General features: G+C 68.8%; 8 protein-coding genes. 5 read left to right on the top strand and 3 right to left on the bottom strand.

Going from position 1 to position 11938, the window contains the following annotated elements; translation table 11 throughout:
* Window positions 1–1007: 1007 nt before the first annotated feature.
* Window positions 1008–2069: a hypothetical protein gene (locus RM423_RS10430; RefSeq protein ID WP_311422966.1), complete on the top strand. Its 1062-nt coding sequence runs from the start codon at window positions 1008–1010 to the stop codon at window positions 2067–2069.
* Window positions 2070–2611: 542 nt separating this feature from the next.
* Here the strand turns inward: RM423_RS10430 and RM423_RS10425 are convergent.
* Window positions 2612–3052 carry a DUF5336 domain-containing protein gene (locus RM423_RS10425; RefSeq protein ID WP_311422965.1) on the bottom strand — a complete coding sequence of 147 codons (441 nt, stop codon included), beginning with the start codon at window positions 3050–3052 and terminating at the stop codon, window positions 2612–2614.
* Between the two features lie 356 nt (window positions 3053–3408).
* Between RM423_RS10425 and RM423_RS10420 the strand changes: the two genes are divergently transcribed.
* Both RM423_RS10420 and RM423_RS10415 read left to right on the top strand, forming a co-directional pair.
* Window positions 3409–4263, top strand: coding sequence for an SMP-30/gluconolactonase/LRE family protein (locus RM423_RS10420; RefSeq protein WP_311422964.1), 855 nt, complete (start codon window positions 3409–3411; stop codon window positions 4261–4263).
* A gap of 28 nt (window positions 4264–4291) precedes the next feature.
* On the top strand, window positions 4292–5344 hold the full coding sequence (locus tag RM423_RS10415) for a glycerate kinase (protein ID WP_311422963.1): 1053 nt from the start codon (window positions 4292–4294) through the stop codon (window positions 5342–5344).
* Window positions 5345–5395: 51 nt separating this feature from the next.
* Here the strand turns inward: RM423_RS10415 and RM423_RS10410 are convergent, their stop codons facing one another.
* Entirely contained in the window at window positions 5396–6205 is an 810-nt protein-coding gene (locus RM423_RS10410) for a cytochrome c oxidase assembly protein (protein WP_311422962.1), read from the bottom strand.
* Window positions 6205–6669: a DUF2243 domain-containing protein gene (locus RM423_RS10405; protein ID WP_311422961.1), complete on the bottom strand. Its 465-nt coding sequence runs from the start codon at window positions 6667–6669 to the stop codon at window positions 6205–6207. Before RM423_RS10405 ends, RM423_RS10410 begins: the two co-directional genes overlap by 1 nt.
* Before the next feature lie 208 nt (window positions 6670–6877).
* Between RM423_RS10405 and RM423_RS10400 the strand changes: the two genes are divergently transcribed.
* The gene (locus tag RM423_RS10400) at window positions 6878–8365 is read left to right on the top strand and encodes a mannitol dehydrogenase family protein (protein ID WP_396327675.1); all 1488 of its coding nucleotides are present in this window, start codon (window positions 6878–6880) and stop codon (window positions 8363–8365) included.
* Window positions 8366–8658: 293 nt separating this feature from the next.
* Window positions 8659–11925 carry a S41 family peptidase gene (locus RM423_RS10395; protein WP_311422959.1) on the top strand — a complete coding sequence of 1089 codons (3267 nt, stop codon included), beginning with the start codon at window positions 8659–8661 and terminating at the stop codon, window positions 11923–11925.
* The last annotated feature ends 13 nt before the right edge of the window (window positions 11926–11938 follow it).

Genomic DNA, 11938 nt, shown 5'->3' with positions numbered 1-11938 from the left:
GCTTCGGTTCATCGACACGAGGGCGCGCAACGACGCACAGGGTCCGCGCGGGCACAGTCTTGTCCGCATCGACGTCCCGTTTGGTCTTGCTCGCGGCGATGGCGTCGACGAGGCGCCAGCGCAGCGCGGCGGCGGGCTGGTCGTCGGATAGCGGCCGGGCGGGCGCCCGACGGGTGCGAGCGGCGATGTCGTGGCCGTCGCGATGCGATGTCGAGCTGCCGCTCCAGCGCGGGCCAGTGTGCGTCCCGTGTTACCCGGGGATCGATGGTGTCGGCCAGTTCTCGCGACGAGAATTGTGGTTGGGCGGAGCAGCGAGGACACCTCTTTCGGCTTCCCGGTCGAGGTGGGTCTGGCTGCGCCAGCCGGCCAGGTCGCGGTCGCGTCCGGCGAACCGAGCGGCCCACGCTGGTGCGGTCTCGGCTGTCCACACCGCCGCCTCGGCCCGGCACCGGTCAGCGTCCCGGACCAGCAGCTCGATGCGTCGCCCGAAGTAGCCGCCCCAGTCGGGCGCTGGGCAAGCGTCGTGGGCACGGGCGGCAGGCCGCGGGCAACGGTCCGGGCGTGCGGGACTCCTCGTACTGCAGCCGCCAGGCCAGCACCGCCGTGGTGTCGGTGGCAGTCTCGACTCGAATCCAAGCTGGCGCGGATCGAACTCGAGGCGGCCTGGGGTAGTTCCGATGGCCGCCACACCGGAGGCGACTCTCTCCGCCGACGCGTTCCCCACCAATTTCGCATCTTGTATCTGGACGAGGTCGAAGCAAACCGTCCGGACTCACTCTGCGATTCACAGCAACATCGAGACGACGATCGCAGCCTTCGGCCGGACGAGACAGCTGCTGCTGCTGTTGGGCTGGTCGAGCGCGCGGGATGCTCCCGGGTGGTCAGCGCGTGCTTGGCTACTCTGGCTATCGGTGTATCGGGGCCGTGCGCGTTTAGCTGGCTTGAATGGGACAGACTTCGGCGTGTGCCGGCCGATTGATCTTGGGGCCTCGGAGGACACTGCCCTCATGGCGATCAGCGACGACATTCCCATGCGGCCCGAGCTCGCGTACTACTATCCGGAGCCCTACTGGGTGGCCCACGAAAGCTCGTGGATCAAGTCGCTGTTGCTGTTCTTTGACGGCGTGGCGATTCTCCTGCCGAATTACATGACCGGACGGGAGTTGGTAGCCGACCCTTCGCTGGCCGAGCCGCTGGCCGACCTCGGCTTGCTGACTGTGCTCGAACCAGAGTGGTTCGTTGACGACCAGCTCTCCAACCGTCTTGCAGAGGGCATGGTCGAACTCATCACGGGCGGCGCATTCGACGGCGGCACCGGGGATCCGGCTCCGTTTGACGCCCTCTCGATGAGCCGCATGGGCTTCGCTGAACTGTCCATGTCACGCATGGGCTCTCGCGATCGCGGTGTGTTCGACATGATCCACGACGAGCTGAAGGCGCGAGGCCTCGCCCGCGATACGGAGGATGGACTGTCGATCCCCCTTCGGCGCGACGTCAGACAGGTCTACCTTCTGCTGCTCGCTCAGGAGGCACGGGAGGCCGGTCAGAGGCAGGGCCTGGATCTCCAGCCGATAACCAACGGCAGAAACATGGAGGAGGTGATCCGCAGATTCCTTGAGCTGGCGCCGATGCCCTCGCGCGAGGACGTCGTGGCGTTCGATTTGGCAACCGCATCTATCGATCTTGATGCCGTTCCGCTCGATGAGGTGCTTGACTTTCGGAGCCGACACCGCGATGAGCACCGTGACTACATGCTGAACCTGCGGCTGTTCATCGCCGACGTTTCTGCCGCTGATCCGGCTGACAGAAGTCGCCTGCTGCAACAACGGCAAGCGCGCCTCAACGACCAGGCGCGAGGTCTGACAAAGCTCACCTTCGCTGCATTTAAGAGACCAACCGACGCTGGTGGCTTCGGTCTCGGACTCACTGGAGCCGCCTGGAGTCTCGCGGCAGGCAACCCTGTGCCAGCTGGGCTCGCTGCACTCGGCGCAGCGCTCCGGATCGCTCCAAGCCGGGAAGCTGGCTCGGCATACTCCTACATCTTCCGCGCACACAGGCAGTGGGGCTAACCGGGCTGATGGTGGGTAAGGTTCAGCTCTCTCGTGACGGTCAGGATCTACAACAGCGAAGCGTCGCGCTAATCGGCTCGTGGCTCCGTCCGTTGCGTCGTCGTCGCTGGGCTCGTCGACCCCTATCGGCGGCGCACACCGACGGCCACGGCCTGTCGCGCATCTCGCCGCAAGGCGCGCCGGTGCGATTCACTGTGGCACCGTAGCTGATCCTTGTCGGCTGCCGTGCTGAACGGCATTTGTCGATCGCAAGCAGCGAGCAGTTGGTCTCTCTGGATCATGGTTAGTCCGCAGCTAGTTCACAAAATATCCGAGAAATGCTGGCGGCAACCAGCGCAACCAAACGCATCTAGCCCAGCAAAACATGCGGGATTTCTGCGTCGATCTTCCTGGCTAAACGGGGTCGTCTAAGTTCCGCTTCAACGTGTAGAGATCGCTCGGACGCCGTAGGCACCTTCGCCCCAGCGCTTCTGGATAACTAAAAACGCAGCAGGGCCACCTTCCAGTCGCGAAGGTGGCCCTGCTGCGTGCTGTGGTTTGACTTAGATTCGACCCCGACCGGTGCCAGAACCGCTGTCGTCTCCGTCGTCGTGACGGCTGGCCAGGCCCATGCCGAGGACGGCGGTCTGAACGAGGGCGGTGAGCAGACCGAGGATCAAACCGATCTGGACACCCACCTTACTGCCGGAGTCGGGGCTGATGCTGCCCTTGCCGAGGTAGACACCTACCGCGAGCAGCAGGCTGGTAGCGGCCAGGGCGGTCGGGATGGCGCTGGGCACGCCTCGGCCGCGGCGCCGCTCGGTGGCCCCGAGAAGGGCCAGCAGGCCGGCTGCTAGCGAGAACCCGATGATGGCGGTGGTCGGCATCTGGAAGGCGTAGCCGGAGTACTTGTGTGCGCTATCGCCGTCGCCGAACTTCAGCCACTTCAGGAACCCCCAGATGAACATCAAGATCCCGAGGGCGCCGGCGACCATAGACAGCATGCGCTCGCGCTGCATTGTGGAGCTGGAACCACGTGACGGTGAATCGTGAGCGGACATGGCTGAACCTCTCTTCGTTACACGGGCTTGTTTGCCGTTGCACATAGAAGTATCTCAGAATCAGCTGAGAGCGGTGGAGGCACGCGGTCGTCGCCTTTCCGGAGGTCGGCAGGGCTAACCGCTTGGCCCGTACTGCGTTGTATAGAGGCATTCGACCCAGCGGGCGGAGTCAGCCGTCGAGCACCTGGTTCTTCTAGTCGCAGCGCAGGCCCTGCTTCGCCGTCCGGCGTGCTGCCCGTCCATACTTTGCGCGTGGCCATCGTCGACCAGGCCGCCAGCTGCCCACCCGAGGAGTGCCCGTGCCCGACGCCGAGCAGTTGACCGACCCGGTCGCCCACCACGCCGAAGGCCCGGTGTGGTTTCCCGATCCGGGGGAGTTGCGGTGGGTCGACATGCTCGCCGGGGATGTGCTGAGCCTCGGTGCCGACGGTGCGATCAGCCGCCGGGACGTGGGAACGATCGCCGCGGTGGTGCGGCCGCGGGCCCGGGGCGGATTCATCGTCGGGGTGGAGCGCGGCTTCGCCCTGGACGACGGGGACGGCTCGTCGCTGCGCACCCTGCCCGAGTTGTGGCAGGACAGCGGGGTGCGGATGAACGAGGGCGGCTGCGATCCGGACGGCCGGTTCTACTGCGGGTCGATGGCCTATGACCAGGCAACCGGTGCCGGGTCGCTGTACCGGCTCTCGCCCGACGGATCCGTCGATGTCGTCCTGGACTCGGTGTCGGTGTCCAACGGCTTGGAGTGGAGCCCGGACGGAACGCGGGCCTATTACAACGACACCCCGACCCAGCGGGTTGACGTGTTCGACTACTCCACCGAGCAGGGGCTGCACAATCGCCGTCCGCTCGTCACCATCTCCTCCGATGATGGTTCGCCGGACGGCCTGACCGTGGACGCTGACGGGGGTATCTGGGTGGCTCTGTTCGGCGGATCCGCGGTGCACCGGTACTCCCCTGACGGCATCCTCGACCACGTGGTCAGCGTGCCGGCGAGCCAGGTGACCGCCTGCACGCTCGGTGGAACGTCGATGGACACGTTATTCATCACCACCTCGGCGGATGGCCTGCCTGAGGGCAAGGAGCCGCTGGCCGGCTCGGTCTTCCAGCTGCCGCACGCCGCCCCCGGACGGCCGGTCCGGCCGTTCCACGGCTGAGTCTCACGGCGGTGCGTGGTTACGTTCCATGAAAAATCGCACACGTGCCATGCAACTCGGTGTGCGCGTGCTCGCCGCACCAGACAAGTTCCGTGGCACGGCCACGGCCGACGAGGTGTGCGCGGCGATCGCGGCGGCGGTCGAGAGCGCCGGCGGTACCTGCGTCACCCAGCCGATGGCCGATGGCGGCGAGGGAACGCTGGCGGCGTTCGGCGGGGCGAACCGGTCAGCGGTGGTCACCGGCCCGCTGGGCTACCCGGTCACCGCCGGCTGGCGGCTACGCGAGGACGGCCTCGCCGTGATCGAGGCCGCGCAGGCGAACGGGCTGCTGCTCGCCGGAGGCAGTCAGGGCAATGACCCCGTCGCCGCCACCAGCCGCGGCGTCGGCGAGTTGATCGCGGCAGCCATCCAGGCCGGGGCCGCCCGGGTGCTCGTCGGACTCGGTGGCTCGGCGTCGACGGACGGCGGGATGGGAGCGGTCACGGCGCTCACCGAAAGGGGCATGCTCAGCGCTGCCACGGTCACCCCTATCGAGGTGTGCTGCGACGTGGACACCCGGTTCACCGACGCCGCCAGGATCTTCGGCCCGCAGAAGGGCGCGGATCCCACGCAGATCGCGCAGCTGACCGTCAGCCTGCGCAACCAGCGATCCGAGTACCTGCGGCGCTTCGGGATGGACGTGGAATCGCTGCCGGGTTCCGGGGCGGCAGGCGGCCTGGCCGGGGGACTGGCCGCGATCGGTGCCACCCTGGTCAGCGGGTTCGACCGGATAGTCGACGAGCTCGGACTGGACGCCCTGATCCGGAACGCCGATGTGGTCATCACTGGCGAGGGCAGCTTCGACGCGACCTCGCTGACGGGCAAGGTCGTGGGTGGCGTCGCTCGACTGGCGCAGGCCGCGGGCGTTCCGGTGGTGGCGGTGGTCGGAGTGGTCGACGAGCGGAGCGCTGCGCAGCTACCGGACGAGCTGCGCGTCGTCTCGTTGACGGGCCTGTTCGGCAAGGACCGGTCTCGCACCGACACCGCCGCCGCTGTTCGGGATGCGGTGGCCGGCTACCTCAGCGAGCTCCGGCAGCGGTGAGGTACAGCACCGTCCAGGGGTGCCGATCAGGTCACTGACCTGCAGCGCCGATCAGGTCGGCGACGCGGCCATCCGGCGTTGCTCGCGGCGCAGCTCGCGTCCAGTTCGGGCGTACCACTGGGCGAGCAGAGCCACCGCGAGCAGGATCTCGACCACGTCGCCGCCGTAGAACAGCAACTGGGCGCCGGCTCGCAGCCCCGCGGCGCTGTCCGCGCCCACCGGGAAGGCGTGGGCGTACATCAGCTTCGCGAGCACATCGTGGCTGCCGGCGGCGAGCAGCAGCACCACCAGCGGCCCCCGGGCGGATCGCGGCCGAGGGAGCGGATCGCGGCCGACGAGGTACCAGCTCAGCAGGCAGCCGGCCAGAAACATGTGCAGGTGCAGCAGCAGGTGCAGCCAGGCGTTCCGCTCGGCCGCGGCGAAGAGCGGGGTCAGGTAGTAGGCGTACAGCCCGCCCACGTCCAGCAGCAGGACCACCGGGCCGAGGGTCAGCAGACGAGCGAATCTGCTGTGTACAACAGCCAATACTCGATCGCGGGCACCGCGGGGCAGAGTGCGCAGCGCGAGCGTGACCGGAGCGCTCAGCGCCAGGCCGAGCGGCGCGAGCATCGCCAGCAGCAGGTGCTCGCTCACGTGCGCCGGAAAGGACTGCGCTCCCACTGGCAGCAGGCGCGCCGGCGGGAACAGCAGCGCGGCGCTCAGGCACCCGATGCCGACCGCGCCGGCCACCGTCCGGCCGACCGGCCACCGGTCGCCGCGGAGGTGCAGCTGCCGCAGACCCAGCCCGTAGCCGAGCACCGGCAGCACCAGGCAGGCGAGCAGCACCAGCTGCCCGGCTGGATTTACAGCGGCGTCAGCCATCACGCCACGGGCTGTGTCGAGGATCGTTGCGCTGCCCGGCGCAGCAGCAGCAACCCGATGAGCACCCCCGCCCCGCCTGCGACGTTCCACACCACGTCGTAGGGCAGCACGTCCACGTGGTATCGGATCTGGTGCAGGCCGAACACCTTGTGCTGGATCAGCCCGTCGTACAGCTGAAACGCACCCCAGCCGAGAAAGCCGCCGCCCCACAGGCGGTTTCCGGAGGCCGCCCGCCGCCGCTGCAGATCGGCGAACAGGAACAGCCCCACCACGATCGCCAGCCAGCCACCCGCATGGAAGAAACCGTCCGAAACCAGCCCGACGTCGGCGGTCGACTTGTCGTAGAAGTGGTGCCAGTGCAGCAGCTGGTGAAAGACGGTCTCGTCCACGAAGGCCGCCACCCCGACGCCTATCAGGACCCCCGACCAGATGGAGCGGCGGGTCGCGATGGCGGGCGTGTCCACAGCCGGCTCCCTCGGGCAGGAGGCAGGCCGGTGCTGGGCCGCCCTCAGGGTAACGCCGGCTGCTCCCAGCGCGTGACTGTGCCGTCTGCTCGCACTGTCCCAGCGCGTGACTAGGCTGCATCGAGGGCCGCCGAAGAAACGCGAGCCCGACCTCGGTTGGGACGGCCCAGCCGACCGCGCAGTCGCGTAAGCCGATCCGGGGATGTACATGACACAGGCGACACCGTTGACCTCGTCGACGCTCGAGCAGTTCGCTGCCCAGGTTCCGGTTCCCGGCTACGACCGCGCCGCGGTGAGCGTCGGCATCGTCCACTTCGGTGTCGGCGGCTTTCACCGCGCGCACGAGGCGATGTACCTCGACCGCCTGATGAACCAGGGCGAGGCCCTGGACTGGGGCATCTGCGGCGTCGGTGTGCTGGCCGGCGACAAGCGCATGGAAGAGGTCCTCAGCAGCCAGGACGGCCTGTACACCCTGATCGCCAAGCACCCGGACGGAACGCTCGAACCACGCGTGATCGGCTCCATCGTCCGGTACCTGTTCGCGCCTGAGGACCCGGAGGCGGTGCTGGATGTGCTCACCGACGAGCGCACCAAGATCGTCTCGCTGACGGTCACCGAGGGCGGCTACAACTTCAACCCGGTCACCGGGGAGTTCGACGAGACGAATCCGGGTGTCGCCGCGGATCTCGCGCCCGGCGCCCTTCCGAGCACCGTGTTCGGGTTCGTCGTCGAGGCGCTGCGCCGCCGGCGCGCTTCGGGAACGGCGCCGTTCGCGGTCATGTCGTGCGACAACATCCAGGGCAACGGCGCGGTCGCGCGGTCGATGTTCAGCGCGTTCGCCGACCTCAAGGACACGGAGCTGGGTAAATGGCTGCGCACCGAGGTGGCCTTTCCGAACTCCATGGTCGACCGGATCACGCCCGTCACGGCTGAGCACGACCGGGCACTGCTGGCCGAGCGCTACGGGATCAACGACCAGTGGCCGGTGGTGTGCGAGCCGTTCACCCAGTGGGTGCTGGAAGACCACTTTCCCGGCGGCCGGCCGCGCTGGGAGGACGCCGGTGTCCAGGTGGTCACCGATGTCGAGCCCTACGAACTGATGAAGCTGCGGCTGCTCAATGCCAGCCACCAGGCCATGTGTTATTCGGGCTACCTCACCGGTTACCGCTACGCCCACGAGGTTGCCGCCGACCCGGTCTTCGTCGAGTTCCTGCTGCGCTACATGCGCACCGAGGCGAGCCCGACGCTGGCCGAGGTGCCGGGGGTGGACCTGGCGGCCTACCAGCAGACCCTGCTCGAGCGCTTCGCCAATCCTGAGGTCCGCGACACCGTGGCGCGGCTGTGTGCCGAGAGCTCCGATCGGATTCCGAAATGGCTGGTGCCGGTCATCCGGGCCAACCTTGCCACCGGCGGCGACATCGCGTGCTCGGCGACGGTGGTGGCCAGTTGGGCCCGCTACGCCGAGGGGGTCGACGAGCAGGGTGGTGACATCGTCATCGTGGACCGGCTCCGAGACGAGCTGATGGACCTCGCCCGGAAGCAGCGGAGCCGTCCGCTGGCCTTCCTCGAGAACCCCGAGCTCTTCGGTGATCTGGCGGCCGACGAGCGTTTCGCCGCGGCCTATCTCGACGCGCTGGCGTCCTTTCACGAGGTCGGCGCGCGCCGGACGTTGGAGAAGATCAACACCGCTGGCTGACCCCGGACGGGCTTGCGGCGTGACCTGCTGGAGCTGGCCCGTGCCGCGGCGGCCGCGCCCGGCGGAACGGGGTTGGAGCAGCTCGTGGTGGCAACCTGCGAGCTCCAGGCGGCGGCACCTGGAACTGCTGCTGGCAGGGCTTCGGCCAGCTGGCTTCGCCGACTCAACGGAACTACGTGAGCAACCGCTGACGGACGAGCAGGCCCACCAGATCATGGTCGGCGTCCGCTGAGCGCTGAACCGGACGATTCTCGCTGGCGGGTTGTCGTACCCCGTTATTAAGCTTTCGCTTCATGACTGCTGCCCCGGGTTACCTGCGCTTTCCGCATATCGTCGGCGACCAGATCGTCTTCACCGCTGAGAACGACGTCTGGCTGGCTGACACGACCGGAGGCCGGGCCCATCGGCTGACGGCGGAAGGGGTTCCGGTCAGCTCGCCGCGGCTCTCGCCCGACGGCGCGCAGGTCGCGTGGGTGTCCGAGCGAGCGGGTGAGCCCGAGGTCTTCGGAATGCCGACAGCTGGTGGCGAGCCCCGCCAGCTCACCTTCTTCGGCCAGCCCCGGACGCGGGTGCTGGGCTTCGACCGGGACGGTAGGCTCCTCGTCGTCTCCGATGCATACCAGCCTTTCCGCACGCATGCCTGGGCCTATGCCATCGATGTCCGCGAAGGCGCGGACGCCCGGCCGGAGCGCCTGCCCTACGGCTCGGTGAACTCGCTGACCGTCTCCGAAGCCGGCGCTGTGGTCCTCGGTACCGGCAGTGCGCAGGACTACGCGCACTGGAAGCGGTACCGCGGCGGGACAGCGAGCAGGCTGTGGCTGGACTCCGACGGCAGCGGGCAGTTCACCGAGCTGCTTGCTTCAATCCCCGGCCCGAAGATGGCACCGAATTGGACCGGGAACCGGCTCGCCCTTCTCAGCGACTTCGAGGGGCACGGCAACGTCTACTCGGTGGCGGCTGACGGTGGCGACCTGCGCCGGCACACCGACCACGAGGCCTTCTACGCCCGCCAGCTCAGCGGCGACGGCAGCCGGCTGATCTATCGCCACGCCGGTGACCTCTGGTTGCTCGACAGCCTCGACGCCGACTCCCGGCCGCGTCAGCTCGACATCTGGCTGGGCAGCTCGCGCGCCGGCCGTGCCGTCGCCCCGGTGAAGGCCGAGGACTTCCTCGGTGACCTGAGTGTCGACCGGACCGGTCGCGCCAGCGCGCTGGAGGTCCGCGGCAACATCGTGTGGCTGACCCACCGCAACGGCCCGGCCCGGACGGTGGCCTCGGTCGCCGGGGTCCGGCACCGGCTGCCCGTGGTGCTGGAGCCGAGCGCGCCCGACGCCGACCCGTCGGTGGCGTATGTGACCGGGGCGGAGGGACCGGACGCGCTCGAGATCGCGGCCCCCGACGGCTCCACCCGCCGTTTCGGCGCAGGCGAGATCGGCCGGGTGCTCGAACTGGTTGCCAGCCCGGACGGCAGCACCCTCGCGGTGGCCACCCACGACGGGCGGCTGCTCGCCATCTCGACCGCCGACGGCGGGATCCGGCAACTCGAGCGCAACGCCAGTGGCGATCCCAGTGGGCTCTCGTTCTCCCCGGACTCCAAGTGGCTGGCCTACTCCGCTCCGGAGGCAACGCGCGAGCTGCGCAGCATCCGGTTGGCCGAGCTGGCGACCGGGGCGGTGACCGCTGTCACCTCGCAGCGTTTCGAGGACACCAGCCCCACCTTCAGCGAGGACGGCAAGTACCTGACCTTCCTGTCCGCCCGCACCTTCGACCCGGTGTACGACGCCCACGTATTCGACCTGGCATTCCCGCTGGCCACCCGGCCGTACCTGGTCACCCTGGCCGCCGACACTCCGTCGCCGTTCGAGCCGGAACTGCACGGCCAGGCCGACCCCGACACCGAGGCCGCGGCGCTGGCGACCGCCCAGCCGGAAACCGCCCCGGCCGATTCGGACAGTGCTCCGGCCACGACCGCCGCCGTCCGGGTAGACGTCGAGGGCATCGACGCGCGCGTCGTTCCCTTTCCGGTGGCGGCCGGTCGGCTGGATGAACTGCGGGCGGTCAAGGGTGGCGTGATCTGGCTGAACTCACCGATCACCGGCGAGCTCGGCGAGTCGCGCAACCCCGGGGACGAGACCCGCCCCTCACTCCAGCGCTGGGACTTCGGCAAGCGCAAGCTGGTCGAGTTGGCCGAGCGGGTCGACGCTGTCGAGGCGTCCGGCAACGGCACCAAACTGGTCGTGCGTGACGAGCACGCCCTGAAGCTCGTCCCTGCCTCGTCGAAGCCGGCGGAGGACGGGTCCGACACCGTCGAGATCGACCTCAGTCGCATCCAACTCACCGTCGACCCGCCCGCCGAGTGGCGGCAGATGCTCGACGAGACCGCGCGGCTGATGCGCGAGCACTACTGGATCGAGGACATGGCCGGCATCGCCTGGGATGCCGAGGTCGACAAGTACCGGCCGCTGCTGGACCGCGTCACCACCCGGGACGATGTGTCGGACCTGCTGTGGGAGGTCAACGGCGAGACGGGGTCCTCGCACGCCTACGAGTCCAAGCCGCCCGGTGAGAAGAATCCCCTGCTGAAACCTGCCTATCTGGGCGCCGACTTCGAGCGGGACGAGAACGGGCGCTGGGTGATCACGCGGATCGTGCCGGGCGACAACTCGGCCCGCAACGCCCGGTCGCCGCTCACCGCTCCGGGAGTAGCGGTCCATCCCGGTGACGCGATCCTGGCTGTAAACGGCCACCCGGTAGGCCCGAACGGGCCGGCGGAGTTACTGCGCGGAAGCGCCGACAAGGCGGTCGAACTGCGGGTGCAGACGCCCGACGGCGAACGCTCCACGGTGGTCATTCCCCTTGCCGACGAAGCGGATCTGCGCTATCTCGATTGCGTGGCGAGCCGGCGCGCCCAGGTGCACGCCCTCGGTGGTGGCCGCATCGGCTACGTCCACGTGCCGGACATGATGTCACGCGGCTGGGCGGCCTTCCACCGCGACCTGCGGGTCGAGATGGCCAAGGACGCCCTCGTGGTGGACACCCGCGAGAACGGCGGCGGTCACACGTCGCAGCTCGTCATCGAGAAGCTCTCTCGCCGGGTGCTGGGCTATGACACCTCTCGCCACTACTCGACCACCTCCTATCCGGACAGTGCACCGCGCGGACCGCTGGTGTCGCTGGCCAACGAGTGGGCCGGCTCGGACGGCGACATCGTCAACGCCGCGTTCAAGGCGATGCGGCTGGGCCCGGTGATCGGCACCCGCACCTGGGGCGGCGTCATCGGCATCGACGGCAGGTACCAGCTCGTCGACGGCACCCGGGTCACCCAGCCCCGGTTCTCGTTCTGGTTCGAGGAGTTCGGCTGGAGTGTCGAGAACCATGGCGTGGACCCCGACCTGGTGGTGGAGCGGCCGCCGCAGGCCTGGGCCGCCGGCGAGGACCCGCAGCTGGAGGCCGGGGTCCGTTACCTGCTCGACGAACTGGCCGGCCGGCCGGCTCCCGCCCTGCCGGACGTCTCGCAGCGCCCGCTGCGGCGTGCCCCGGCGCTGCCTCCGCGCCCGTAAGCGCCCTGGCCGG

Source organism: Jatrophihabitans lederbergiae (assembly GCF_031845305.1).
In the GTDB taxonomy this organism is placed as follows: domain Bacteria; phylum Actinomycetota; class Actinomycetes; order Mycobacteriales; family Jatrophihabitantaceae; genus Jatrophihabitans_A; species Jatrophihabitans_A lederbergiae.
Note: the sequence above shows the minus strand (reverse complement) of the source record. Positions and strands in the feature narration are given on the sequence as shown.

Bases quoted from the DNA above. Each gene is read 5' to 3' on its own strand.
- RM423_RS10400 (WP_396327675.1), top strand. From the start codon at position 6,878: ATGACACAGGCGACACCGTTGACCTCGTCGACGCTCGAGCAGTTCGCT.
- RM423_RS10425 (WP_311422965.1), bottom strand. From the start codon at position 3,052: ATGCTGTCTATGGTCGCCGGCGCCCTCGGGATCTTGATGTTCATCTGG.
- RM423_RS10430 (WP_311422966.1), top strand. From the start codon at position 1,008: ATGGCGATCAGCGACGACATTCCCATGCGGCCCGAGCTCGCGTACTAC.
- RM423_RS10395 (WP_311422959.1), top strand. From the start codon at position 8,659: ATGACTGCTGCCCCGGGTTACCTGCGCTTTCCGCATATCGTCGGCGAC.
- RM423_RS10410 (WP_311422962.1), bottom strand. From the start codon at position 6,205: ATGGCTGACGCCGCTGTAAATCCAGCCGGGCAGCTGGTGCTGCTCGCC.
- RM423_RS10415 (WP_311422963.1), top strand. From the start codon at position 4,292: ATGAAAAATCGCACACGTGCCATGCAACTCGGTGTGCGCGTGCTCGCC.